Source organism: Nocardioides palaemonis, from assembly GCF_018275325.1.
GTDB lineage: Bacteria > Actinomycetota > Actinomycetes > Propionibacteriales > Nocardioidaceae > Nocardioides > Nocardioides palaemonis.
In genome coordinates this window covers 403095-428347 of the sequence record NZ_JAGVQR010000004.1, presented here as the reverse complement: position 1 = coordinate 428347, position 25253 = coordinate 403095, and the positions used below count along the sequence as shown (strand labels likewise).

Genomic DNA, 25253 nt, shown 5'->3' with positions numbered 1-25253 from the left:
GGGCAGGAAGTGTGGGTGGGACACCGCCCAACCGAGCGAGCGAGCAGGACGTCAGCCGAGCTCGCCGTCCCCGTCGGCGTCGAGGTCGCCGGTGGGGTCCTCGGCGGCGGGGTCCTCGAGCAGGTCACCACCGACCGGGTGGCCCTGCCACGACACCATCTCCCAGCCGGCGTCGGGGTCGCCGTCGAGGACGATGAGCGCGGTGTTGTGCAGCGGCTGGGTGGCCGGGGGAGCGTCGGGGTGCGGGGTCATCCGGGTGGTGGCCCACGTACGCAGCGCGGCGCCGTGGCTGACGAGCAGCGCGGCGTCGTGGTCGGCGTCGACGATGGTGCGCACGGCGGCGTCGAACCGGGCGAGGAACTCCTCGCCGGTCTCCGCGCCGGGCATCCGGCGGCCCAGGTCGCCCTCGAGCCAGGCGGCGACGGTCTCGATGTAGCCGGCGACCGCGTCGTGGTCCTTGCGCATCTCGAAGTCGCCGGCCTGCACCTCCTCGAGGCCGTCGAGCTGGACGGGCTCGAGGCCACGCGCGAGCGCGGTGGGGGCGGCGGTCTGGTGCGTGCGTACCCGGCTCGAGACGTAGACGGCGTCGATCCGCTCGTCGGCGAGGGCACGGGCGGCCGCCTCGGCCTGGGCGCGGCCGAGGTCGGTCAGGTCGAGGCCCGGGTGGGCGGTGTCGAGCTCACCGGAGACGTTGGCGTGGGTCTGGCCGTGGCGCATGAGCAGCAGTCGCACGACGCCTCCTAGTTGTTGAACGACGAGGTCTTCGACGACGCGAGCTCGATCGCCTGCTCCAGCGGGATCGTCTCGAGCGCCTCCTCGATGTCGGTCCCGAGGCTGCTGACCTCCGTGCCGCGCTCGAGCGGGACCAGCGTGTGGACCAGCCGGTCGTCGTAGGCATGGATCATCGTGAAGGACCGGCCCGCGTCGACCCCCGACACGAAGCGGTCGACCGGCGCGGGGTCGAGGGTGTAGCAGCTGGCCGATGCGACCGACACGGGCACGCCGGCGAACGTCGACCAGGTGGTCAGGTGGAGGTGGCCGGCGATGACGCCGCGCACGTCGGTCCCGGCGATGACGTCGGCGAGGGCCTGCTGGTCGCGCAGCTCGATCAGCTCCGCCGCGCGCACCATCGGCAGCGGGAGCGGCGGGTGGTGCAGGGCCAGCAGCGTGCCGTGCTCGGCCGGCGTGGCGAGCACGTCGGCCAGCCAGGCCAGCTGGTCGGGCGTGAGCTCACCGTGGTGGTAGCCCGGGACGCTGCTGTCGAGCGCCACGATCCGCAGACCGTCGACGTCGTGGACGCGGTCCTGGCAGCCGTCGTCGTCGGAGTCGAAGAGCGCCCGGGCGTAGGGCGCACGCTCGTCGTGGTTGCCCATCGTCCAGACGACGGTCGCCCCCATCGCCGCGGCCGCCGGCTCCACGACGGCGCGCAGGGTGGCGTACGCCTCGGGCTCGGCGCGGTCGGCGAGGTCGCCGGTGAAGACGATGACCTGGGGTGCCGGCCGGACCGCCGCGAGCCGCTCGAGCACGCGACGCAGGTGGGCGGTGTTGTCGATGACGCCGTAGTGCAGCTCCCCGCCGCCGAGGAGGTGCGGGTCGGAGAGGTGCGCGACGACGTGGCGCGGAGGGGCGTACTGGCCGAGCTGTCTCACGCCGGCCAGCCTAGGACCCGGGTCAGCGGGCCGGCAGCACCCGCCCGGTCACCTCGCCGAGGGTGATCCGGCCGCCGAGCACGCCCGGCGCGGAGTAGCGCAGGGTCACCTGGTCGCCGTCCTCGAGGAAGGTGCGCTCGCGACCGGCCGCGGTGAACGGCTCCTTGCCGCCCCAGCTGAGCTCGAGCAGCGACCCGCGCTGGTCGGGCTCGGGGCCCGAGATCGTGCCCGAGGCCCAGAGGTCGCCGGTGCGGAGGCTCGCGCCGTTGACCGTGGTGTGGGCGAGCATCTGGGCGGGCGACCAGTACATCGTGCGGTAGGGCGGACGGGCGACGACCTCCCCGTCGAGGACCACCTCGACGTCGATGTCGAGCCCGGCCGGACCCTCGACCCGGAGGTAGTCGAGCACCGGCGGGTCGTCCTGGCCGGGCAGGTCGGTCCACGCGGCGGACAGGGCGGCGAGCGGGGTGACCCACGCGCTGATCGACGTGGCGAACGACTTGCCGAGGAACGGGCCGAGCGGGACGTACTCCCACGCCTGGATGTCGCGCGCCGACCAGTCGTTGAGCCCGACGACGCCGAAGGTGTGCCGCGCGAGGTCGGCGGTCGCGACCCGCTCGCCCATCGCGGACGGCACGCCGACGACGAACCCGAGCTCGGCCTCGATGTCGAGGCGCTGGGAGGGGCCGTAGGTCGGCAGGTCGTCGGTCGGCGCCTTGCGCTGGCCGCAGGGTCGCGTGACGTCGGTGCCGGAGACCACGACGGTGCCGGAGCGCCCGTGGTAGCCGACCGGGAGGTTCTTCCAGTTGGGCAGCAGCGGCTCGGCGTCGGGGCGGAACATCCGGCCGACGTTGGAGGCGTGGTGCTCGGAGGCGTAGAAGTCGACGTAGTCGCCCACCTCGAAGGGCATCAGCATCGTCACCGAGCCGATCGGGGCCAGCGCCGGCTCGACGAGGTCGCGCTCGGTCTGGTCGGTCAGCAGGCCGGTCACCCAGGCGCGCGTCGAGTCCCAGACGGCGGGGCCGGCGGCCATGAACGGGTTGAGCGACGGCTGGTCGAACAGTGCGTGCGTGTCGACCATGTCGGCGGCGGCGACCACGCTGAGGTCGAGCACGAAGTCGCCGATCCGCACCGCGACGCGGGGCCGCTCGCCCGAGCGCGCTAAGACGCCGTAGGGCAGGTGGTCGACGTCGAAGCCGGAGCCGGCGGCTCCCTCGACCCAGGTGGCGGGTGGGGTGGTCATGGTGCCTCCAGCAGGTCGAGGGAGATGAGGTCGTCGAGGGGCTCGGTCACCGAGCAGGAGCCGAACGAGGTCATCCAGCGGCGGGCCGAGGACAGGTCGGTGGCGGCGAGGGTCGGGCCGTCGCGCTGCTCGAGCACGTCGGTCGCGTCGCCCACCGAACCACCGTCCCAGAGCAGCTGCGTCGCGGCCAGCAGGTTGAGGAAGCCGTGCGCGCCGCCGCCCTCGGGGTCGTGGCGGACGGCGCGGTGCAGCCCGGCGGTGGCCTTGAACGGCGTCTCCCGGTCGAGCGCGGCGTCGACCCAGGCGGCGACGGTGGCGGAGTCGGGGACCAGGTCGTGGTCGACGTTGCCCAGCCGCAGCTTGAGCCGGTGGCCGAGCGCAGCCACCTCGTCAGCGGCCGCGAGCCAGGCCGGCGTCGGTGGCCCGGGGACCTCGACGAAGAGCGGCACCTCGACCTCTGCCGCGCGGGCGGCGGCGTCGACGCGCCGCACGTTGCCGACCAGGTCGTCGGGGTCGCGCAGCGCGATCTCGACCGCGGCGACGTCGAGGCCGAGGCGGGCGGCCGCGCCGAGCGGGCCGGCGAGCTGGCCCGCGCCACCGGTCACCACGACGGACAGCGGTCCGCCGAAGCCGCGGACCAGCGGGAGGTCGGTGTCGCGCAGGACGAACGTGCCGACCAGGGCGGCGTACCACTCCTCGCGGCGTGCGGCGTAGGTCGCGGTCGCCTCGTGGAGCGGGGCGTCGCCCGGCGGGAAGATCGCGGCGTCGTCGACCAGGCCGCGCCACGGGTCGGACACGAGGGGTGCAGGGTCGGGGGTCACGGGGCTACTCTAGCCACCAGATAGCGGACGAAAGTGTCCGATGATCGGACGGACGGAGCAGGCCCATGGCCCACTACCGAGCACTCGGCCGGCTGCCGCGGCAGCGCCACACCCAGCTGCGCGACGACGACGGCCACCTCTTCCGCGAGGAGCTGATGGGCGAGGAGGGCTTCTCCTCCGACTCCTCCCTGCTCTACCGCCGCGGCGTGCCGAGCGCGATCGTCGACAGCCAGGTCTGGGAGCTGCCCGACCAGTCGCGGACGCCCAACCACCCGCTCAAGCCGCGCCACCTCAAGCTCCACGACCTGGAGACCGGGAGCTGCCCGGTCGAGGGCCGCCGCCTGGTGCTGGGCAACAACGACGTCCGCATCGCCTACGTCGTCACCGGCACGGAGCCGTCCCCGCTCTACCGCAACGCGATCGGCGACGAGTGCGTCTTCGTCGAGTCCGGCAGCGGCACGGTCGAGACGGTCTTCGGCGTCGTCCCCTACCGCGCCGGCGACTACGTCGTGGTGCCGCGCGCCACCGACCACCGCTGGGTGCCGGCCGAGCCGTCGCGGCTCTACGCGATCGAGGCCAACTCCCACATCCACCCGCCCAAGCGCTACCTCTCCCGCTTCGGCCAGCTGCTCGAGCACGCGCCCTACTGCGAGCGCGACCTGCACGGTCCGACCGAGACGCATCTGGCGCAGGGCACCGACGTCGAGGTGCTGGTCAAGCACCGCACCAGCGCGGGCGTCGTCGGCACCCGCTTCACCTACGCCACGCACCCGTTCGACGTGGTCGGCTGGGACGGCTGCCTCTACCCCTACACGTTCAACATCGAGGACTACATGCCGATCACCGGCAAGGTCCACCAGCCGCCGCCGGTGCACCAGGTCTTCGAGGGCTGGAACTTCGTGATCTGCAACTTCCTGCCCCGCAAGGTCGACTACCACGACCTCGCCATCCCGGTGCCCTACTACCACTCCAACGTCGACTCCGACGAGGTGATGTTCTACGTCGGCGGCGACTACGAGGCGCGCAAGGGCTCGGGCATCGGCATCGGCTCGATCAGCCTGCACCCCGGCGGCCACGCCCACGGCCCGCAGCCGAGCGCGATCGAGGCGTCGCTGGGCGTGCAGTACTTCGAGGAGTCGGCGGTCATGGTCGACACCTTCGCCCCGCTCGAGCTCGGCGAGGGCGGCCGCGCGGTCGAGGACCCGGCGTACGCGTGGACGTGGGCCGGGCGTGGCCCGGACGCCGCGGACGGCGACGGCGGCCCGGCGGTCTACAGCAACTCCTGACCCGCCCCGGTCCACCCGCGGGGGCGGTCCCGCCCCTTCGGGTGGCCTCTAGCGTCGGAGGCATGACGAGCCCCGGCGCGGCGCTGCCGCCTCACGTCCTCCTCCTCTTCGGTGCGCGCGGCGACCTCGCCGCGCGCAAGCTCTTCCCCGGCCTCTACCGGCTCGCGGCGGCGGGCCGCCTGCCGGACGACTACGCCGTGATCGGCAGCGGGCGGCACTCGCCCGGCAGCGACGACGACTTCCGCGACGAGGTCCGCGACGGACTGCGCGAGAGCGTCGACGACCTCGACGACGACCTGGTGCGCGACCTGCTCGAGCGGGTCTCCTTCCGCACCTCCGACGCCGACGACGGCTCCGACCTGGCGGCCCACGTGCGCGAGGTCGAGGACGGCCTGGGCGACGACGTACGCCGCCTGGTCTACCTCTCGGTCCCCCCGACCGCGATGTCCGGGATGGTCGCGATGCTCGGGCGCGAGGGCCTCGCCGAGCGGGCCCGTCTGGTCATCGAGAAGCCGTTCGGGCTCGACCTCGAGTCGTTCGAGGAGCTCGACCACGACGTCCACGAGGTCTTCGACGAGGAGCAGGTCTTCCGCATCGACCACTTCCTCGGCAAGGAGGCCGTGCAGAACCTGCTGGCCCTCCGCTTCGCCAACGCGCTCTTCGAGCCCGCGTGGGACCGGCGCAGCATCGCGTCGGTGCAGGTCGACGTGCCCGAGACGCTGGCCATGGAGGGCCGCGGCTCGTTCTACGAGTCCACCGGCGCCCTGCGCGACATGGTCTCCACCCACCTGTTCCAGATCCTCGGCGCGGTCGCGCTGGAGGACCCGGGGGAGTGGTCGGCCGACGCCGTGCGCCGCGCCCGCGCCGCGGTCTTCCAGGACGTACGCCCCCTCGACCCGTCGCGTGTCGTGCTCGGGCAGTACGACGGCTACCGCGACGAGGACGACGTCGACGAGGACTCCGACGTGGAGACCTTCGTCGCGCTGGAGGCCTTCGTCGACAACGACCGGTGGCGCGACGTGCCGTTCCTGCTGCGCACCGGGAAGGCGATGGCCGAGACCCGGCGCACGGTGACGCTGCGTTTCCGCGAGCCCGACTCGACCGTCTTCGGCACGGTGCCCGCCGTCGACGAGCTGGTCCTCGAGCTCACCGACGAGGCGCAGGTCCACGTCGACCTGCTCGGCAAGCGGCCCGGCCCCGAGATGGACCTCGCCCCGGCCACGATGCGCCTCGACCTCGGCGAGGAGCTGCCCGACGACGACCCCCTCGAGGCCTACGAGCGGCTGCTGCTCGACGTGATGGAGGGCGACCACACGCTGTTCGCGCACGCCGACGAGACCCGCCGGCTCTGGGAGATCTGCCAGCCGGTCCTCGACGAGCGCCCCGCCCCGCTGCCGTACGAGCAGGGGTCCTGGGGCCCCGACGCGGCGCTCGACCTGCCGCCGGGCGGCTGGCGACTCGGGGGCGAGGATGCCTGAGCACGACGGCCCGCACATCGCCGACCACGGCCTGGTGGGCGACCTGCGGACCGCCGCCCTGGTGGCGACCGACGGCACGATCGACTGGTTCTGCCCGGGCCGCTTCGACGCACCCAGCGTCTTCGCCGCGGTGCTCGACCCGGACGCGGGTGCGTGGCGGCTCGGCCCCGACGACCCCGAGGCGCGCAGCCAGCAGTACTACCACCCCGAGACCAACATCCTCGTCACCCGCTTCATGACCGAGCAGGGCGTGGTCGAGGTGCAGGACTTCATGCCGGTGCTGCGCGCCCACGACCCCGACCACCACCAGCGTCTGGTGCGTCGCGTGGTCGGCCTGCGGGGCTCGGTCGACCTCACCATGCACATGGCACCGCGGCCCGACTACGGCGCCACCGACCCCGACCTCGACGTGCACGACGGCGTGGTCCGGTTCGCCGACGGCGACGTGCACCTCGCGCTGTCGAGCACCACCGACCTCGACGTCGAGGACCACGCCGCGACCGCGCACGTCGCGCTGGAGGCCGGCGAGGCGGTGCTGTTCGTGCTCGAGGTGCTGGCGCCCGACGAGGAGTCACGCGGGTGCTGCGAGGCCGACGTCGAGGAGCTCTTCGACGCCACGGCGGCGTTCTGGCGCGGCTGGCTCGCGCAGAGCACGTACACCGGTCGCTGGCGCGAGTGGGTCGACCGCTCGGCGCTGACCCTCAAGCTGCTCTGCCACGAACCCAGTGGCGGCATCGTCGCCGCCCCGACGACGAGCCTGCCCGAGACGATCGGCGGGTCGCGCAACTGGGACTACCGCTTCGTCTGGGTCCGCGACGCCGCGTTCAGCGTCTACGCGCTGCTCCGGCTCGGCTTCACCGACGAGGCGTCGGCGTTCGTGCGGTTCCTGTCCGAGCGCCTCGGGGAGGCGGCCGACGACGGTGAGGAGGCCGAGCGGCTCGGTCCGCTGCGGGTGCTCTACGACCTCGACGGCGACATCCCGCACGAGCGCGAGCTCGACCACCTCGCCGGCCACCGCGGCTCGCGGCCGGTCCGCGTCGGCAACCAGGCCGTCGACCAGCTCCAGCTCGACGTCTACGGCGAGCTGATCGACTCGGTCTACCTCTACGACAAGCACAGCCGCGGCATCAGCCACGACGCGTGGACCGACCTCACCCGCATCGTCGGCTGGCTGGTCGACAACTGGGAGCGGCCCGACGCCGGCATGTGGGAGATCCGCGGCGAGCCGCGCACCCACACCACCTCGCTCGTCATGTGCTGGGTCGCGGTGGAGCGGATGATGCGGATCGCGCGCCGTCGTGGCCTGCCCGGCGACCTCACCGAGCTGGCGGCCACCCGCGACGCGATCTACGAGCGCGTGATGACCGACTGCTGGAACGACGAGCTCGGGGCGTTCACGGCGTTCGCCGGCGGTGACGTGCTCGACGCCGGCACGCTGCTGATGCCGATGGTGAAGATGGTCGCCCCCGACGACCCCCGCTTCCTGTCCACCCTCGCCGTCATCGAGGAGCGGCTGGTCACCGACAGCCTCGTCCTGCGCTACGACGCCGAGACGTTCGACGACGGCGTCGGGGACGGCGACGAGGCGGGCGAGGGCACCTTCTCGCTCTGCTCCTTCTGGTACGTCGAGGCGCTCACCCGCTCCGGTCGGCACGACGAGGCGCGCCTCGCGCTGGAGAAGATGTTCACCTACGCCAACCACCTCGGGCAGTACGCCGAGCAGGTCGGCCTCAACGGCGAGCAGCTCGGCAACTTCCCCCAGGCCTTCACCCACCTGAGCCTGGTGAGCGCCGTCATCAACCTGGACCGTAGCCTCGGCCGGTGACCTCACCGACGCAGACCGCCCGGCAGGCTCGGCCCTTCCGGGTGGCGGTCGGCATCCCGCTGGTGCTGGCGATGCTGTCGATGATCGGCCCGTTCAGCATCGACACCCCGTTCCCGGCGTTCACGTCGATGGGCCGCGCCCTCGACGCCTCGACCGGCCAGCTCCAGCTCGTCGTCACGGCCTACATGCTCGCCTTCGCGGCGATGAGCATCTTCCACGGGCCGCTCTCCGACGCGATCGGCCGGCGCCCGGTGATCCTCGGCTCGCTCGCGGTCTACGCGGTGGCGTCGGTCGCCTGCGCGTTCGCCACCTCGCTCGAGCTGCTGCTGCTCGGGCGGGTGGTGCAGGGCCTCGCCGCCGGCGGCTCGACGATCGTCAGCCGCACCATCATCCGCGACCTCTTCGACGGACCCGAGGCGCAGCGGATGATGAGCCAGGTCGCGGTGATCTTCGGGGTCGCGCCGGCCATCGCGCCGGTCGTCGGCGGGCTGCTCGTCCAGGTCGGGCCCTGGGAAACGGTCTTCTGGTTCATGGCCGCCATGGCGCTGGTCCTCGTCGCGGCCTCGCTCGCCCTGCTGCCCGAGAGCCACCCGCGCGAGCGGCGTACGCCCCTGCGGGTCGGGGAGATCCTCGGCGGGCTCGCCGCCGTCGCGCGGGTGCCGGCGTTCCACCGGATGGCGTGGGCGGGCACCTTCGTCTTCGGCGCGCAGTTCCTCTACATCGGCGGCGCCTCGATCCTCGTGGTCGACCTGCTCGGCGAGGGCGAGCTCGACTTCTGGAAGCTCTTCGTCCCGATGATCGGCGCGATGGTGGTCGGCTCGGTCGCCAGCGGCCGCTACGGCCGGCTGGTGACGAGCAGCCGGCTGGTGTCGATCGGCTACGCCGTCAGCACCGCCGGCGCGCTCCTCGGCGTCGCGATCGCGCTGACCCCCGCCGGCGCGGTGCTTCCCTGGGCGGTGGTCGGGGTGTCGCTGGTCGCGTTCGGCAACGGCCTGGCCTACCCCAACATCCAGCTCCTGATGCTCGACCTGGTGCCGACGCGTCGCGGTGCCGTGATGTCCGCGGCCTCGTTCGTGACGCTCGTCTTCAACGCCGCCAGCGCCGCGCTGCTCGCGCCCTACGCCGGTCGCTCGGTGCTCGGCTTCGCCGTCGCGGCCGCCGTCTGCGTGCTCCTCGGCTGGGGCTGCTGGCGCTGGCACCAGCACGCCTCGCGCCGCTGACTTGCCCGCGCTCCCGCTGGTCGAGGAGGTCGAGCCGCCCCCGCTGGTCGAGGAGGTCGCGCACCTCCCGCTGGTCGAGGAGGTCGCGCACCTCCCGCTGGTCGAGGAGGTCGCGCAGCGACCGTCACGAGACCCGGGACCTCGGTCTCGTGACACGGTTCCGTCGTTCCTCGACCAGCGGACCTCGCAGCGCTAGGAGGTCCAGGCCCGCCAGAGCGCGGCGTACTCGCCGTCGAGGCCGAGCAGCTCGTCGTGGCTGCCGAGCTCGACGATCCGGCCGTCGATGACGACCGCGATCCGGTCGGCATCGTGCGCGGTGTGCAGCCGGTGGGCGATCGCGACGACCGTACGTCCCTCGAGCAGGCTGTTCATCGAGCCCTCGAGCGTGCGGGCGGTGCGCGGGTCGATCAGCGACGTCGCCTCGTCGAGGACGAGGGTGTGCGGGTCGGCGATGATCAGCCGGGCCAGCGCGACCTGCTGGGCCTGGGCGGGCGTGAGCGACTGCCGGCCGGAGCCGATCGTGGTGTCGAGGCCGTCGGGCAGGCGCTCGACCCAGCCGAGCGCGCCGACGGCCCGCAGCGCCTCGCGCACCGCGTCGTCGGAGGACGCCTCGCGGGCGAGCACGACGTTGTCGCGGACCGTGCCGATGAAGACGTGGTGCTCCTGGGTCACCAGCGCGACCTCGGTGCGCAGCACCTCCAGCGGCAGGTCGACCAGGTCGACGCCGCCGACGCGCGCGGAGCCGGTGCGGGGCCGGTTGATGCCCGACAGCAGACGGCCCAGCGTCGACTTGCCCGAGCCGCTCGGCCCGACGACCGCGAGCCGCTCGCCGGTGCGCAGCCGCAGGTCGACGCCGTGCAGCACGTCGTGGCCCTCGCGGTAGGCGAAGCGCAGGTCCTCGCCGACCAGCTCGACGCCGTCGGGGAGCCGGTCGCCGGCCTCGCGGTCCGGCGGCACCTCGGCGATGCCGAGCAGGCGGCTGGTGGACGCGGCGCCGACCTGCAGCCGGTCGACCTCGCCGATCACGGCGTCGAGCGGCTCGCCGAGCGCGACGACGTAGAGCATCGCGGCGGTGATCTGGCCGAGGTCGACCCAGCCCTGGCTGTAGCCCCACGCGCCGACCACCAGGGTCACCACCTGCGGGACCTGGAAGGCGCCGTTGAGGGCCGCGAAGAGCACGTTGCGCAGCGTCATGCCGTAGCGCTCGGCCTGCGCCGACACCTCGATGTCGTCGCTCCCAGCGCGCACCCGGGCACGGGAGAGGCCCAGCGCCTCGACGGTCCGCGCGCCCTCGACGGTCTCGGTGAGCGTCGTGTTGATCCGCGAGTACGTCGCGCCCTCGGTGATGTACGCCTTGGGCGCGCGCCGCAGGTAGGTCCGCACCGCGGGCGTGCAGAGCGCGAAGACCACCAGCGCCGGCACGGCGAGGACGAGCGAGTTGAGCAGCATCGCCACGACCGAGAGCACGACGGTGAGCAGCGAGATCAGCAGCCGCGGGACGCCCCACTGCACCGAGCGCGCCATGGTGCCGACGTCGCGCGTGACGCGGGTGACCAGGTCACCGGTGCTGGCGCCCTCCACCCGGCCGACCGGCAGCCGCAGGATCGTGCCGACGACGTACTCCCGGGCGGAGGCGAGCAGGTCCTGGCCGAAGTGGGTGGAGGTGCGCTGGGCGCCGAAGGTGAAGAGCGCCTGCAGCACCACCACCCCGACGACGGTGAGCGCGAGGGTGTCGAGCCCGGCGACCGCCGAGCCCTGCTCGACCCGGTTGACCAGTGCGCCGAGCAGCCGCGGGACGACCAGGGCGGACGCGGCCGCGAGGGCGTTGAGCAGCACGAGCAGGGCGAAGGACCTCTTCTTGCTGCGCACCAGGTCGGCGAAGAAGTGAAGCACCGCCCGGTTGCCCGAGACGGGCCAGCCGCGGACCGGGTTGCGGGACGCGGCGTAGACGTCCTCGGCCCGCTGGCGACGCAGGTCGTGGCGCTGCCACAGCGCGCGCTGCCGCTCGCGGATGCTCCCGCCCTGTGGCGGGCGCAGCGCGTCGGGGATCACGGGCGGGTCGTCGGTGCGGTCGCGCCAGGTCTCTGCCGAGGTGGCGAGCAGGTCGGTGGTCACCGGGCGACCTCCTGGCCATCGAGGTCGTCGTCGAGCGCGCGGGCCACCACGCGGCGGTAGTCGGGGTCGCCGGCGAGCAGGTCGGCGTGCCGGCCCTCGGCGACGACGGTGCCGTCGTGGAGCAGGACGACGTGGTCGGCGTGGTGCAGCCACAGCGGCGACACGGTGGTCACCACGGTCGTACGCCCGCGGCGGGTCTCCGCGACCCGCTCGGCGACGCGGGCCTCGGTGTGCGCGTCGACTGCGGACGTCGGCTCCACCAGCACCAGCACGGGCGGGTCGGCCGCGACCGCGCGGGCCAGCACGACCCGCTGGCGCTGGCCGCCGGACAGGCCACGGCCGCGCTCGTCGAGCTGGCCCTGCCAGCCCTCCGGCAGCGCGTCGTAGACGTCCTCGGCGTTGGCCACCCGCAGCGCGTGCTCCGCCTGCTCGCGGGTGAGTCGGCCGTGCGGGTCGACGGCGTCCTGGAGCGTCCCGGCGAAGAGCTGGCTCGAGGTGTCGCTCACCAGCACCTGGCGGCGTACGTCGTCGAGCGCGGCGCGCGACAGGTCGACGCCGCCGAGGGTGACGCCCCACGCCCGGCCGGCGCGCTCCTCGTCGAGCGCGGCGATGCGGGCGCGCTCCTGGGCGCGGGCCGCGCGGGAGCGACGGGCGGCGCGGCCCTTGAGGCCGTCCTCCTCCTCGGCCGCGACGGGCTCGGTGTCGGCGGGGAGGTAGCGACCGAGCCGGTCGGCCAGCGCCGCGCTCTGCTCGGGCACGGCGCTGACCACGACGGTCAGCAGGCCGGGCGGGACGGTGAGGCCGCTCGCGGTGTCGTGCAGCGCAGCGGTGCCGTCGAGCGCCACGGGTGCCTCGGCGTCGCGCCACGGCGGGCGCTGCTCGAGGATCGCGATCGCCTTGCGGGCGCTCACCAGCGAGCGGGTGCCCTTCTGGGCGAGCTCGAAGAAGGTGCGGATCGGGCCGACCATGAACAGGCCGTAGCCGAGGAAGGTGATCAGCTCGCCCACGGTGAGCGTGCCGCGCTCGACCTCGCGGGTGCCGAGCCAGACCAGCGCGACCAGGAAGACGCCGGAGAGCAGCACGCCGACGGCCTCGACCGCGGCCTGCCAGATGCCGGCGGCGACGCCGGCGCGCTTGGCCGACTGCGACTGCCGGTCGTAGTTGGCGCCGAAGGTCTGCTCGCCGCCGATGCCGCGCAGGATGCGCAGGCCGGCCACGATGTCGGTGGCCAGCGAGGTCAGGTCGGAGGTGCGTGAGCGCTCGACCTGCTGGCGGCGGTGCAGCGGCCGGAGCAGCGGGAGCGCCGCGCCCAGCAGGACCGGCGCGGCCACCAGGGTGAGCACGCCGAGCTGCCACGACATGGTGAGCACGATCGTGGCGACGGTGAGGTACGACGCCAGCTGGCCGAGCGCCCGCGCCACGATCTCGGTGAGCGCGCCGAACTCGTCGGAGTCGCTCGACGCGACGCTCAGCACCTCGCCGGTGGGAGAGCGCCGGGGCAGCACGTGCCCCATCTGCGCCACCTTGCGGGTGACCATCTCGAGGGTGCCGTAGAGGCCGACCAGCCAGCTGCGCACCACGAGCGTGTGCGACACGATCCCGAACACCGCTCCGACGACCACCACGCCGAGCAGCAGGGCGGCCCAGCCGACGAGGGCGGTCGTCGAGCCGCCGACGATGCCCTGGTCGACCGCCCGGCCGAAGATCCAGGGGCCGAGCGTCATCGGCAGGAACCACAGGGCGTAGCAGAGCGACGACAGCGCGATGAGCGCCTTCTGCTGCCCCAGCACCCACCGGAGGAAGGCTGCGGGCGAACGGGTGTCGGGGTCCGGGCTGGGCGCGTCGTCGGTGCCGGTGAAGAACGTCGCGACCCGGGGAGGGAAGTCCTGCATGTCGAGGACGACCCTAGGCGGCCGCCCCACACCGGCACGACCCGATTACGGCCGGTGTGGGGCGCGCCACCCCGAGGGTGCGCACCGGGTCAGGCGGCGCCGTGCTCCGGGTAGTCGGTGTAGCCCTCGGCGTCGCCGCCGTAGAAGGTCTCCGGGCGCTGCGGGTTGAGCGGGAGGTCCTCGGCGAGGCGCCGCGGCAGGTCCGGGTTGGCGATGAACGTCCGGCCGAACGCGGCCGCGTCGATGAGGCCGGCCTCGAGCAGCCGGTCGGCCTTGGCGCGGTCGTAGCCGCCGGCGCCGACGATCGGGCCCGGGTGCGCCGCGCGCAGGGCGCGGCGGTAGTCGTCGTCGAGCTCGGGGCCGCCGGCCCAGTCGGGCTCCGAGAGGTGCAGGAAGGCGAGGTCGCGCCGGCCGAGCTCACCGGCGACGAAGAGGCCGGCCTCGGCGCCCTCGGGGTCCTCGGTGCCGTTGAAGGACCCGATCGGCGAGATCCGGATGCCGACCCGGTCGGCGGACCAGGCGTCGACGACGGCGTCGACCACCTCGAGCATCAGCCGCGCCCGGTGGGCCAGCGCACCGCCGTACTCGTCGTCGCGCTGGTTGGCGTCCGCGGCGAGGAACTGGTGGAGCAGGTAGCCGTGGGCGCCGTGGATCTCGACGAGGTCGAAGCCGGCCTCCCGCGCGTTGACGGTCGCGCGGCGGTAGTCGTCGACGACGCGCGGCAGCTCGTCGAGCGCGAGGGCGCGCGGCGTCGGGCACGCCACGCGGGTCGGCCGGCCGTCCTCGCCGCGCACCGTCGTGCGGTTGCGGTAGGGGATCGCGCTGGCCGAGACCGGCGGCTGCCCGTCGTGGAAGGACTCGTGCGAGACCCGCCCGGTGTGCCACAGCTGGGCCGCGATCAGCCCGCCGGCCTCGTGCACCGCGTCGGTGACCTGCCGCCAGCCGGCGACCTGCTCGGCGCTGTGGATGCCGGGGGTGTCCATGTAGCCCTTGCCCTCGGGGCTGATCTGGGTGCCCTCCGACACCAGCAGCCCGGCGCTCGCGCGCTGGACGTAGTAGTCGCGCATCAGCGCGTTCGGGACGTCGCCGGGCGGGGTCGCCCGCATCCGGGTGAGCGGGGCCATGAGGACGCGGTTCGGGATCATCACCGCGCCGAGGTCGAGGGGTTCGAACAACGAAGGCATGACTGGCGGCAACGACCTGGGGGTGACCCCTATTCCGGGTGGTTGCCCGGATCACACCGTGGGGCACTATGGGAAGCGTGACGCTCCTCTCCCAGCTGCGAGACGTACCGGCCCGGCTCCGCAACGAGGCCCGGCAGGTGCCCACCCACGACATCGACGAGGACGACGTGGAGGTCGAGTCGACCTCCCACGCCGCGGCGGGCGCCACTGCCGTCGCGGTCGCGATGCGTCGCGCGATCGGGCAGATGGGCGTACGCCGCACCGCCGCGTCGCTGACCCGCCTCAACCAGGTGGGTGGCTTCGACTGCCAGGGCTGCGCCTGGCCCGACCCCGCGCCCGGCCACCGGCACCCCGCGGAGTTCTGCGAGAACGGCGCCAAGGCCGTGGCCGAGGAGGCGACCCGCCAGCACCTCGACCGCGCCTTCTTCGCCGCCCACTCCGTCGCCGACCTCGCCGAGCGCACCGAGTTCTGGCTCGGCAAGCAGGGCCGGATCACCGAGCCGATGGTGCTGCGGCCGGGTGCCACCCACTACGAGCCGATCACCTGGGACGACGCGTTCGCCACCATCGCCGGCCACCTCCAGCGCCTCGAGGACCCCGACCAGGCGACCTTCTACACGTCCGGCAAGACCTCCAACGAGGCCGCGTTCGTCTACCAGCTCTTCGCCCGCAGCCTCGGCACCAACAACCTGCCCGACTGCTCGAACATGTGCCACGAGTCGTCCGGCTCGGCCCTCAGCGAGACCATCGGGATCGGCAAGGGCTCGGTCAGCCTCGAGGACATCCACCAGGCCAAGCTGATCCTGGTCGTCGGGCAGAACCCCGGCACCAACCACCCGCGCATGCTCTCGGCGCTGGAGGAGGCCAAGTCCCGCGGCGCGAAGATCATCTCGGTCAACCCGCTGCAGGAGGCCGGGCTGGTCCGGTTCAAGAACCCGCAGACGCCCAAGGGACTCACCGTCGGCACGCCGGTGGCCGACCTGCACCTGCCGATCCGGCTCAACGGCGACCTCGCCTTCTTCCAGGCCGTCGGCTCGCTGCTCGTGGAGTGGGACGCGCTCGACCACGACTTCCTCGAGCAGTACACGACCGGCTTCGACGACTACCGCGCCCACGTCGCCGACCTCGACTGGTCGAAGGTCGAGGCGTCGACCGGCCTCACCCGCGAGCAGATCACGGAGGCGGCCCGGATGGTCGCCGAGTCGCCCGCCACCGTCACCTGCTGGGCGATGGGCATCACCCAGCACCACAACGCCGTCGGCACGATCAAGGAGATCGTCAACGTCGCCCTCCTGCAGGGCAACATCGGCAAGCCCGGCGCCGGCGTCTGCCCCGTGCGCGGCCACTCCAACGTGCAGGGCGACCGCACCATGGGCATCTGGGAGCGGGTCCCCGACCACTTCCTCGACGCGATCCGCGACGAGTTCGGCTTCGAGCCGCCGCGCGAGCACGGGCTCGACACCGTGGGCTCGATCCAGGCGCTGCGCGACGGCAAGATCCGGGTGTTCTTCGGCATGGGCGGCAACTTCGTCGGCGCCGCCCCCGACACCGAGGCCACCGAGGCCGCGATGCGCAACGCCGCCCTCACCGTCCACGTCTCGACCAAGCTCAACCGCTCGCACGTCGTGCACGGCGGCGAGGCACTGATCCTCCCCGCGCTCGGGCGCAGCGAGAAGGACCTCACCGGCGGGCGCGTGCAGCGCGTGACGGTCGAGGACTCGATGTCGGCCGTGCACGCCTCGCACGGCCCGCTCGACCCGCCGTCGGAGCACGTGCGCTCGGAGGTCGACATCATCTGCTCGATGGCCATCGCCACGCTCGGCGAGGACTCGCCGGTGCCGTGGGCGGCGTTCCGCGACGACTACACCGAGATCCGCCGCCGGATCGCCCGGGTCGTGCCCGGCTGCGCGGCGTACGACGAGAAGGTCGACGAGCCCGGCGGCTTCGTGCTGCCGCACCCGCCGCGCGACAACCGCGTCTTCGAGACCGAGAGCGGCCGGGCCGTCATCACCTCGACGCCGCTCGACGTCCTCGATGTCCCGCGCGGCCGGTTCCTGCTGCAGTCGATGCGCTCGCACGACCAGTTCAACACCACGATCTACGGCCTCGACGACCGCTACCGCGGCGTCAAGGGCGGACGTCGCGTCGTGTTCGTCCACCCCGACGACCTGCGCGACCTCGAGCTCGTCGAGGGCGACCTCGTCGACCTGGTCAGCGAGTGGAAGGACGGCGTCGAGCGCACCGCGAAGGCGTTCCGCGTCGTGCCCTACGACCAGCCGCGCGGGTGCGTGGCGGCCTACTACCCGGAGGCCAACCCGCTGGTGCCGCTCGACTCGACCGCCGAGAAGAGCAACCAGCCGGTCTACAAGTCGGTCGTCGTACGCCTCGAGAGGGCGGGCGCGACGAACGGTGCGTCCGACCGTGGCTCGCAGGGCTCGCCCGACCAGGGCTCGGGCTCGAACCGCCAGGACGACCCGCACCACCTGAGCTGACCGGCAGGTCGGTCAGGCCTTCGCTGAACTTGTCAGGCCCTGCACGGCCTGACATGTTCAGCGATCCCCGGCTGACCGGGGATCGCTGAAAGGCGGTCGCCTCCGACCAAAGTCGGACCTCGCCCCGGGACCTGCCCACGGATTGCGGGACGCGGGTAGCGTGGCGCTCGATGACCGCGCAGATCGACGTGCTGACCTCGCGCGAGGTCCCGCTCGGGGGCCCCCGCGCGATGCGCGTGCGCCGTACGCTCCCGCAGCGCCACCGCTCGCTGATCGGCGCCTGGTGCTTCGTCGACCACTACGGCCCCGACGAGGTCGACCAGACCGGCGGCATGGTGGTCGCGCCCCACCCGCACACGGGCCTGCAGACGGTGAGCTGGCTGTTCGAGGGCGAGATCGAGCACCGCGACTCCGCCGGCAACCACGCGACGGTCCGGCCCGGCGAGCTCAACCTGATGACCTCCGGACGCGGCATCAGCCACACCGAGGTCTCCACCGACGCCACGACCGTCCTGCACGGCGCGCAGCTGTGGGTGGCGCTGCCCGACGCCACGCGCGACGCCGACCCGGGCTTCCACCACTACGCGCCGCAGCCGGTCCGCGGGCCGGGCTGGGAGGCGCGGGTGTTCCTCGGCGAGGTGCTCGGCGCGAGCTCGCCGGTCCCCACCCACACGCCGCTGCTCGGCGCCGAGCTGATGCTCGCTCCGGGTCGGAGCCTCGAGGTCGAGGTCGACGAGACCTTCGAGCACGGCGTCCTGCTCGACGTCGGCGTGGTCGAGGTCGAGGGCACCGAGATCAAGCCGAGCGACCTGGCCTACGTCCCGCACGGGCGCCGCACGCTCACCGTCACCGCCCACGAGGAGGCCCGCCTGCTGCTGCTCGGCGGTCCGCCGTTCGGCGAGGCGATCGTCATGTGGTGGAACTTCATCGGCCGCTCCCACGACGAGGTCGCCGGCCACCGCCGCGCGTGGATGGAGCAGGTGGAGGGCGGCATGAGCGACGGCCGGTTCGGGCTGGTCGACACCGACCTCGAGCCGATCCCGGCGCCGGTCCTGCCCAACGTCCGGCTCAAGGAGCGGCGCTGACCGCGGCCGTCGTCGGCGACGACGGCGTGGCCCGGTGCCCCTGGGGCGCCTCCGACCCGGTCAACGGCGCTTACCACGACACCGAGTGGGGGCTGCGGGTCGCCGGCGAGGCGGCCCACCTCGAGCGGCTGACCCTCGAGGCGTTCCAGTCGGGCCTGTCCTGGCGCACGATCCTCGACAAGCGACCCGCGTTCCGGGCCGCGTTCGCCGACTTCGACGCCGACGTGGTCGCTGCCTACGGTCCCGACGACGTCGCCCGGCTGATGGCCGACGCCGGCATCGTGCGCAACCTGCGCAAGGTCGAGGCCGCGATCACCAACGCCCGCGCCACCGTCGCGCTGCGCGAGCAGGGCGGGCTCGAGGCGTTCATCTGGTCCTTCCGCCCCGAGCCCGGTCCGGCCCCGCGCACGACCGCCGACGTGCCCACCACGTCGCCGGAGTCCGTGGCGCTCGCGAAGGCGCTGAAGAAGGCCGGCTTCGCCCACGTCGGACCCACCACGATGTACGCCCTGATGGAGGCGATCGGGCTGGTCGACGACCACCTCGCCGACTGCCACCGGCGTGGTTGTGCGGGCTGACCCCGCGCCCTAGCCTCGCGGCATGACGCGCGTGCACGCCTTCACCGACGACGCCCTCGGCGACCTCGACGCGACCGGCCTGGTCGACGCGCTGCGGTCCGGCCGGGTCTCGGTCCCCGAGGTCGTCGAGGCGGCCATCGCCCGCACCGAGCGGGTCGACGCCAGCCTCGGCGCGGTGGCCCACGCGGCGTACGACCGGGCGCGCGAGGAGGCGCAGCACCCCCGTGGCGGCTGGTTCGCCGGCGTCCCGACGTTCGTCAAGGACAACTGCGACGTCGCGGGCATGCCCACCCAGCACGGCACCGACGCCTTCACCGCGCGGCCCGCTGCGGCCGACGGCGACTTCGCCCGGATGTACCTCGCGACGGGGCTGATCCCGCTCGGCAAGACCCAGCTCTCTGAGTTCGGCTTCTCCGGCGCAGCCGACCACGTCCGGCTCGGACCGGTGCGCTCGCCGTGGAGCACCGACCACTACGCCGGCGCGTCCTCGGCCGGGTCCGCCGCGCTGGTCGCCGCCGGGGCCGTCCCGATCGCCCACGCCAACGACGGCGGCGGCTCGATCCGCATCCCGGCCGCGGTCAACGGGCTGGTCGGGCTCAAGCCCACCCGGGGCCGGCTGGCGCAGGACCGGATGATGCGCGACATGCCGGTGCGGATCGTCTCCGACGGCGTGCTGACCCGCAGCGTCCGCGACACGGCCGCGTTCTACCGCGAGGCCGAGAAGGTGTGGCGCAACCCGCTCCTCGCCCCGGTCGGTGACGTCACCCGCCCCAGCCGGGCACGGCTGCGGGTCGCGGTCGTCACCTCCGGCATCGGCCGCGAGTGCAGCCCCGAGGTGCGCGAGCTCACGCTGCGCACCGCGTCCCTGCTCGAGGGGCTCGGGCACCACGTGGAGGAGATCGACAACCCGGTGCCGGCGAGCTTCCCCGACCACTTCGTGCGGTTCTGGTCGATGCTCGCGCTGGTGATCGTCCGCCGCGGCCAGAAGGACTTCGGGCCGACCTTCGACGCCAGCCGGCTCGACAACCTCACCCTCGGCCTGGCGCGGCACGCCGCCCGCAACCTGCACAAGCAGCCGTTCTCGATCGCCGTGCTGCGGACCTCGGCGCGGGTCGCCGCGCGCCACCGGGCGGCGTACGACATCACGCTCACGCCGACGCTCGCCACCGAGACGCCGCTGGTCGGCCACCTGCGCCCCGACCAGGACTACGACGAGGTGATGGGCCGGCTGATGGACTGGGTGGCGTTCACGCCGCTGCAGAACGCGACCGGTGAGCCGGCGATCTCGCTGCCGCTCGCGACCACCGCCGCAGGGCTCCCGCAGGGCATGATGCTGGGCGCCGGCGCGGGCCGCGAGGCACGCCTCCTGGGGCTCGCCCACGAGCTCGAGGAGGCCGTCGGCTGGCCCCGGATCCAGGGGTCGCACGAGGGGTCGGAAGAGGCCTCCTGAGGGCCCGTGACGACCCGATTTCGCATCACGTCGGGGCGTGTGTATCGTTCTCCGTCGTTGCCCCTTTAGCTCAGTCGGCAGAGCGTCTCCATGGTAAGGAGAAGGTCTACGGTTCGATTCCGTAAAGGGGCTCTGGGTCGGACTCCGTCAGGTGTCCGGCTTCCTGCGGCGGGGTAGCTCAGGTGGTTAGAGCACACGGCTCATAATCGTGGTGTCGCGGGTTCGAGTCCCGCCCCCGCTACCACCAGTCCTACACCGCACCACCCGCAAACCCGAGGATCTCCCATGGCCAGCAAGTCTTCTGACGTTCGCCCCAAGATCACGCTCGCGTGCACCGAGTGCAAGGAGCGCAACTACATCACCAAGAAGAACCGGCGCAACGACCCCGACCGGATCGAGCTCAAGAAGTTCTGCCCGCGCTGCCGCAACCACACCGCGCACCGCGAGACCCGCTGACGCTCTCCGTCACCGACGACCCGCCCGAGACCTCGGGCGGGTCGTCGTGCGTTGCGGGGCCGTGCAGTCGTCCCTCGTGCCCGGCTAGGGTCGTCGCATGCCCGTCGACCCCTCCCTGGTCGGGCGCGCGTTCCCCGCGCCCACGCCCCTGACCGTCACCGCCGAGCGCGTCGCCGACTTCGCTGCGGCGGTCGGCCACCCCGGTGGTCCCGGCGTGGTGCCGCCGACCTTCCCGATCGTGCTGGCCTTCGACGCGATGATGGCCTTCTTCGACGCCGAGCAGGTCGACCTGCACCGCATCGTCCACGGCGAGCAGCGCTTCGCCTACGCCCGCCCGATCGAGGTCGGCGACGAGCTGAGCGCCACGCTCACCGTCACCGGGCTGCGCCAGATCGGCGGCGCCGACATCATCGCGACCGCCTCCGAGATCACCGACGCCACCGGCGCCGTCGTCTGCACCGGCAAGGCCACCCTCGTCCACGGAGGTGCCGCATGAGCACGCTCACCGCCGGCGACGCCCTGCCGGACCAGACCTTCACGGTCACCCGCGCCGACCTCGTCGCCTACGCCGCCGCGAGCGGCGACCACAACCCGATCCACCAGGACGAGGAGGTCGCCCGCAGCGTCGGCCTCCCCGGGGTGATCGCCCACGGGATGTACACCCTCGCGCTGGTCGGCCGCGCCGTTGCCGAGTGGACCGACGGGGCCGAGGTCGTCGACCTCGGCGCGAAGTTCACCAGCCCGGTCGTGGTCCCCGCCGATGGCGGCGCCGAGGTGCGGGTCGCCGGCACGGTGAAGTCCGTCGCCGACGGCGTCGCGACCCTGGCCCTCGAGGTCACCTGCGACGGCCAGAAGGTCCTCGGCATGCCGAAGGCCGTCGTCCGTGCCTGAGCCCGACCCGGTGCCTGCCCTGCGCGACCACACCACGCTCCGCCTCGGCGGTACCGGCCGGGAGTGGGTCCGCGCGACCACCGACGCCGACCTCGTCGCGGCGGTGGCCGACGCCGACGCCGCCGGCACCCCCGTCCTCGTCCTCGCGGGCGGCTCCAACCTCGTCGTCGCCGACGCCGGCTTCGACGGCCGCGTCGTGCAGGTCGCGACCACGGGCGTGCGCACCGACGCCGGAGACGTGGACGACGCCTCCCCCCGCTGCGGCGGCATCGAGGTGACCGCGGCCGCCGGGGAGGACTGGGACCGCTTCGTGGCCACCGCCGTCGACCACGGCTGGGCCGGCGTGGAGGCGCTCTCCGGCATCCCCGGCGCGGTCGGCTCCACCCCGATCCAGAATGTCGGCGCCTACGGCCAGGACGTCTCGCAGACGATCTCCCGCGTCCGGACCTGGGATCGCGTCGACCGCACCCAGCGCACCTTCACGGCCGCCGACTGCGGCTTCGGCTACCGCCACAGCCGGTTCAAGGCCGAGCCCGGCCGCCACCTCGTCCTCGACGTCACCTTCCAGCTCCGTGTCGGCGACCTCTCCGAGCCCGTGGCCTACGCCGAGCTCGCCCGGCGCCTCGGCGTCGAGCAGGGGCAGCGCGCCCCGCTGGAGGACGTACGCGCCGCCGTGCTGGCGCTGCGCGGCGGCAAGGGGATGGTGCTCGACGCCGACGACCACGACACCTGGTCGGCCGGCTCGTTCTTCACCAACCCGGTGCTCACGCCCGAGCAGGCGGCCGCGCTCCCCGACGACGCGCCCCGCTGGGAGCAGCCGGACGGCACCGTGAAGTCGAGCGCGGCGTGGCTGATCGAGCACGCGGGCTTCGGCAAGGGCCACACCAGCGCGGCCGCGGGGGAGCGGGTCAGCCTCTCCACCAAGCACACCCTCGCGCTGACCAACCGCGGTGGCGCGACGACCGAGGAGCTGCTCACCCTCGCCCGCGAGGTCCGCGACGGCGTGCGCGAGCGCTTCGGCGTCACCCTCGTCAACGAGCCCGTGACGGTCGGCTGCTCCCTCTGACCGGCCTAACCCTTGGGTATCTGGGGACGTTCTGGTGGGCGAAACGGGCTTTCGGCCCACCAGAACGTCCCCAGATACCGGGCCTACCGGGCGGCGTCAGGTGGTGGGGGCAGCGAGCCAGGCGGCGATGTCGCGGCGGGCCGCGGCGACGACGTCCGAGGGGGCCTGCGAGGCCGCGAACGACATCTCGGCCAGGCGGGCCAGGGTGGCGTCGTCGAGGTCGTGCGCGGCGCGCATCGTGGCGTACTGCCCGGCCAGGCGCGAGCCGAACAGCAGCGGGTCGTCGGCGCCGAGGGCGACCGTGGCGCCGGCCGACAGCAGCTGCGGCAGCGGCACCGACGTGAGATCGGAGTAGACGCCGAGCGCGACGTTGGACACCGGGCACACCTCGAGGGCGACCCCCTGCTCCACGATCCGGTCGAGCAGGGCGGGGTCCTCGGCGCTGCGCACGCCGTGGCCGAGCCGCTGCGCGCCGAGCCGGTCCAGGCAGGTGCGGACGTGCTCCGGTCCGAGCAGCTCGCCGCCGTGGGGGACCAGCAGCAGGCCGGCGCGCTCGGCGATCCGGAACGCGCCCTCGAAGTCGGCGGTGGTGCCCCGGCGCTCGTCGTTCGACAGCCCGAAGCCGACCACCCCGCGCCCGGCGTACTGCGCGGCCAGGCGGGCCAGCGTCCGGGCGTCGAGGGGGTGCCGGGTGCGGTTGGCGGCGACGACCACCGCGATGCCCAGGCCGGTGCGCTCCGACGCGTCGCGCACGCAGTCGAGGACGAGGTCGGTGAACTCGGTGACGCCACCGAAGCGCGCCGCGTAGCCGCTCGGGTCGACCTGGATCTCCAGCCAGCGCCCGCCGTCGCGCACGTCGTCCTCGGCGGCCTCGAGCACCAGCCGCCGTACGTCGTCGGGCGTGCGCAGCACCGAGCGGGCCACGTCGTAGAGCCGCTGGAAGCGGAACCAGCCCTTCTCGTCGGCCGCGCTCAGCCGCGGCGGCCAGTCCTCCACCAGCGAGTCGGGCAGCGCGATCCCGTCGCGCTCGGCGAGCTCGAGCAGCGTCGCATGGCGCATCGAGCCGGTGAAGTGCAGGTGCAGGTGCGCCTTGGGCAGCGCCGTCACGTCGCGCCGACGGCGCGCACCCCCGTCCGGACCAGCCATGCGGGCATCGTAGGGGCCTCGGTTCGACTCGGCTGGCCCGGCCCCGTATGCTTCCTCACTGGTGGTTTGCCCACATGCTTCGGCCTGCCCGGGGCCATGGGGAGCGACCACCGGAGGGCACTAGCTCAACTGGCAGAGCATCGGTCTCCAAAACCGAAGGTTGGGGGTTCAAGTCCCTCGTGCCCTGCGAGGAAACACTGCACAGCAACCGACGAGAAGGTGGATGACGTGGCCGACGGCAACGCGGTTCAGGACGCGCGACGCGACTCGCGCGGCGACGACCGTGGTCGCACCGGTCCGGCCACGTTCATGCGTCAGGTGGTCGCCGAGCTGCGCAAGGTCGTGTGGCCGACGCAGCAGCAGCTGATCACCTACTTCTTCGTCGTGCTCGTCTTCGTCACCGTGGTGATGGCGCTGGTCTCGGTGCTCGACCTGGCTTTCGGAAAGCTGGTCTTCGAGCTCTTCACCGGCAGCAACACCCAGTGATCGACGGGGCAGTGGATCCCCGCCCCCCAGCAACGAGTACGGAGTGAGACGTGTCGGACAGCAATGACGTGGACCAGGTCGAGGACCAGGTCGGTTCCGTCGACGAGGTGACCGAGGACGACCTCGAGCTCGCGGAGGGTGCCGACGTCGAGGACGACGCGCCGGTCGCGGAGACCGACGAGGAGTCCGCCGAGGACACCGAGGACGACGACGAGTCGGCCGAGGACGACGCCGCCGTCGCCGAGGCGACCGACGAGGACCCGCTCGAGGCGTTCCGCCGCGAGCTGTGGGCCAAGCCGGGCGACTGGTTCGTCGTGCACACCTACTCCGGCATGGAGAAGCGGGTCAAGCACAACCTCGAGAACCGCATCATCTCCCTCAACATGGAGGACTACATCCACGAGATCGTGGTCCCCACCGAGGAGGTCGCGGAGATCAAGAACGGCCAGCGCAAGATGGTCACCCGCACCGTCCTGCCCGGCTACGTGCTGGTCCGCATGGACCTCACCGACGAGTCCTGGTCGGCCGTGCGCCACACGCCGTCGGTCACCGGCTTCGTGGGCCACAGCCACCAGCCGGTCCCGCTCAGCATGAGCGAGGTCGAGGACATGCTCGCGCCGGCCGTCGTGGCCGTCGCCGAGGCCGAGGCCGCCGCCGAGAAGGGCTCGGCCACGACGCCGCGCAAGCCCGTCGAGGTGGCGGACTTCGAGGTCTCCGACTCCGTCATGGTCGTGGACGGCCCGTTCGCCACGCTCCACGCGACGATCACCGAGATCAACGCTGAGTCGCAGCGCGTCAAGGCGCTCGTCGAGATCTTCGGCCGCGAGACCCCGGTCGAGCTGTCCTTCAGCCAGATCCAGCGGGTCTGAGGATTTCACCCCGTCCGCCCT

Annotated in this window: 23 protein-coding genes and 3 tRNA genes; 18 read left to right on the top strand and 8 right to left on the bottom strand. The window is 73.2% G+C overall.

The annotated features are described in order from the left end of the window. Window positions 1-51: 51 nt before the first annotated feature. Genes KDN32_RS17660 through KDN32_RS17645 form a run of 4 tightly spaced genes read right to left on the bottom strand, consistent with a single transcriptional unit; the run spans window position 52 to window position 3713 of the window. Complete coding sequence (locus tag KDN32_RS17660; protein WP_211733563.1) at window positions 52-732, bottom strand: histidine phosphatase family protein; 681 nt, start codon at window positions 730-732, stop codon at window positions 52-54. Between the two features lie 8 nt (window positions 733-740). Beyond that, window positions 741-1649, bottom strand: a complete 909-nt coding sequence (locus KDN32_RS17655; RefSeq protein ID WP_211733562.1) for a phosphodiesterase — start codon at window positions 1647-1649, stop codon at window positions 741-743. Window positions 1650-1671: 22 nt separating this feature from the next. Continuing rightward, window positions 1672-2892, bottom strand: a complete 1221-nt coding sequence (gene fahA / locus KDN32_RS17650; RefSeq protein WP_211733561.1) for a fumarylacetoacetase — start codon at window positions 2890-2892, stop codon at window positions 1672-1674. After that, complete coding sequence (locus KDN32_RS17645; RefSeq protein ID WP_211733560.1) at window positions 2889-3713, bottom strand: hypothetical protein; 825 nt, start codon at window positions 3711-3713, stop codon at window positions 2889-2891. The genes fahA and KDN32_RS17645 overlap by 4 nt, the downstream gene beginning before the upstream one ends. 65 nt (window positions 3714-3778) lie before the next feature. Here KDN32_RS17645 and KDN32_RS17640 point away from each other — a divergent pair, with 65 nt between their 5' ends. The 5 genes from KDN32_RS17640 (at window position 3779) to KDN32_RS17620 (ending at window position 9718) form a co-directional block, all read left to right on the top strand. Then, entirely contained in the window at window positions 3779-4999 is a 1221-nt protein-coding gene (locus tag KDN32_RS17640; RefSeq protein WP_211733559.1) for a homogentisate 1,2-dioxygenase, read from the top strand. Between the two features lie 62 nt (window positions 5000-5061). Further along, window positions 5062-6477 carry a glucose-6-phosphate dehydrogenase gene (zwf, locus tag KDN32_RS17635; protein WP_211733558.1) on the top strand — a complete coding sequence of 472 codons (1416 nt, stop codon included), beginning with the start codon at window positions 5062-5064 and terminating at the stop codon, window positions 6475-6477. After that, window positions 6470-8302: a glycoside hydrolase family 15 protein gene (locus tag KDN32_RS17630; RefSeq protein WP_211733557.1), complete on the top strand. Its 1833-nt coding sequence runs from the start codon at window positions 6470-6472 to the stop codon at window positions 8300-8302. The genes zwf and KDN32_RS17630 overlap by 8 nt, the downstream gene beginning before the upstream one ends. Then, window positions 8299-9522, top strand: a complete 1224-nt coding sequence (locus KDN32_RS17625) for a multidrug effflux MFS transporter (protein ID WP_211733556.1) — start codon at window positions 8299-8301, stop codon at window positions 9520-9522. Before KDN32_RS17630 ends, KDN32_RS17625 begins: the two co-directional genes overlap by 4 nt. Window position 9523: 1 nt before the next feature. Next, complete coding sequence (locus KDN32_RS17620) at window positions 9524-9718, top strand: hypothetical protein (protein WP_211733555.1); 195 nt, start codon at window positions 9524-9526, stop codon at window positions 9716-9718. Here the strand turns inward: KDN32_RS17620 and KDN32_RS17615 are convergent. The 3 genes from KDN32_RS17615 to nemA all read right to left on the bottom strand — a co-directional run bounded on the left by KDN32_RS17615 (window position 9715) and on the right by nemA (window position 14713). Beyond that, window positions 9715-11637 carry an ABC transporter ATP-binding protein gene (locus tag KDN32_RS17615; RefSeq protein WP_211733554.1) on the bottom strand — a complete coding sequence of 641 codons (1923 nt, stop codon included), beginning with the start codon at window positions 11635-11637 and terminating at the stop codon, window positions 9715-9717. The genes KDN32_RS17620 and KDN32_RS17615 overlap by 4 nt on opposite strands. Further along, window positions 11634-13529, bottom strand: coding sequence for an ABC transporter ATP-binding protein (locus KDN32_RS17610; protein WP_211733553.1), 1896 nt, complete (start codon window positions 13527-13529; stop codon window positions 11634-11636). Before KDN32_RS17610 ends, KDN32_RS17615 begins: the two co-directional genes overlap by 4 nt. Window positions 13530-13618: 89 nt before the next feature. Then, entirely contained in the window at window positions 13619-14713 is a 1095-nt protein-coding gene (nemA, locus tag KDN32_RS17605; RefSeq protein WP_211733552.1) for an N-ethylmaleimide reductase, read from the bottom strand. A 77-nt stretch (window positions 14714-14790) separates the two neighbouring features. Between nemA and KDN32_RS17600 the strand changes: the two genes are divergently transcribed. The 10 genes from KDN32_RS17600 to KDN32_RS17555 all read left to right on the top strand — a co-directional run bounded on the left by KDN32_RS17600 (window position 14791) and on the right by KDN32_RS17555 (window position 22731). Further along, window positions 14791-17205, top strand: coding sequence for an FdhF/YdeP family oxidoreductase (locus tag KDN32_RS17600; protein WP_307854192.1), 2415 nt, complete (start codon window positions 14791-14793; stop codon window positions 17203-17205). Window positions 17206-17375: 170 nt separating this feature from the next. Next, window positions 17376-18290: a pirin family protein gene (locus tag KDN32_RS17595; RefSeq protein WP_211733550.1), complete on the top strand. Its 915-nt coding sequence runs from the start codon at window positions 17376-17378 to the stop codon at window positions 18288-18290. A gap of 26 nt (window positions 18291-18316) precedes the next feature. Beyond that, window positions 18317-18868: a DNA-3-methyladenine glycosylase I gene (locus KDN32_RS17590; protein WP_307854191.1), complete on the top strand. Its 552-nt coding sequence runs from the start codon at window positions 18317-18319 to the stop codon at window positions 18866-18868. Between the two features lie 22 nt (window positions 18869-18890). Further along, on the top strand, window positions 18891-20318 hold the full coding sequence (locus KDN32_RS17585; RefSeq protein ID WP_211733549.1) for an amidase: 1428 nt from the start codon (window positions 18891-18893) through the stop codon (window positions 20316-20318). A 59-nt stretch (window positions 20319-20377) separates the two neighbouring features. After that, window positions 20378-20450, top strand: a tRNA-Thr gene (locus KDN32_RS17580). A gap of 35 nt (window positions 20451-20485) precedes the next feature. Beyond that, window positions 20486-20562: transfer RNA gene (locus KDN32_RS17575), tRNA-Met, on the top strand. Window positions 20563-20603: 41 nt separating this feature from the next. Continuing rightward, window positions 20604-20774, top strand: a complete 171-nt coding sequence (rpmG, locus tag KDN32_RS17570; RefSeq protein ID WP_090969093.1) for a 50S ribosomal protein L33 — start codon at window positions 20604-20606, stop codon at window positions 20772-20774. Between the two features lie 97 nt (window positions 20775-20871). Beyond that, entirely contained in the window at window positions 20872-21270 is a 399-nt protein-coding gene (locus KDN32_RS17565; RefSeq protein WP_211733548.1) for an FAS1-like dehydratase domain-containing protein, read from the top strand. Next, the gene (locus tag KDN32_RS17560) at window positions 21267-21665 is read left to right on the top strand and encodes a MaoC/PaaZ C-terminal domain-containing protein (RefSeq protein WP_211733547.1); all 399 of its coding nucleotides are present in this window, start codon (window positions 21267-21269) and stop codon (window positions 21663-21665) included. Before KDN32_RS17565 ends, KDN32_RS17560 begins: the two co-directional genes overlap by 4 nt. Further along, a complete protein-coding gene (locus tag KDN32_RS17555; protein ID WP_307854190.1) occupies window positions 21658-22731 on the top strand; it encodes a UDP-N-acetylmuramate dehydrogenase in 1074 nt (357 codons plus the stop codon). The genes KDN32_RS17560 and KDN32_RS17555 overlap by 8 nt, the downstream gene beginning before the upstream one ends. 96 nt (window positions 22732-22827) lie before the next feature. Here the strand turns inward: KDN32_RS17555 and KDN32_RS17550 are convergent, their stop codons facing one another. After that, complete coding sequence (locus tag KDN32_RS17550; protein WP_211733546.1) at window positions 22828-23877, bottom strand: adenosine deaminase; 1050 nt, start codon at window positions 23875-23877, stop codon at window positions 22828-22830. Window positions 23878-23991: 114 nt separating this feature from the next. Between KDN32_RS17550 and KDN32_RS17545 the strand changes: the two genes are divergently transcribed. The 3 genes from KDN32_RS17545 to nusG all read left to right on the top strand — a co-directional run bounded on the left by KDN32_RS17545 (window position 23992) and on the right by nusG (window position 25232). Next, a tRNA-Trp gene (locus tag KDN32_RS17545) sits at window positions 23992-24064 on the top strand. A gap of 41 nt (window positions 24065-24105) precedes the next feature. Beyond that, a complete protein-coding gene (gene secE / locus KDN32_RS17540; RefSeq protein WP_211733545.1) occupies window positions 24106-24363 on the top strand; it encodes a preprotein translocase subunit SecE in 258 nt (85 codons plus the stop codon). Window positions 24364-24413: 50 nt separating this feature from the next. Further along, window positions 24414-25232, top strand: a complete 819-nt coding sequence (nusG, locus tag KDN32_RS17535) for a transcription termination/antitermination protein NusG (RefSeq protein WP_307854189.1) — start codon at window positions 24414-24416, stop codon at window positions 25230-25232. Window positions 25233-25253: the final 21 nt, after the last annotated feature.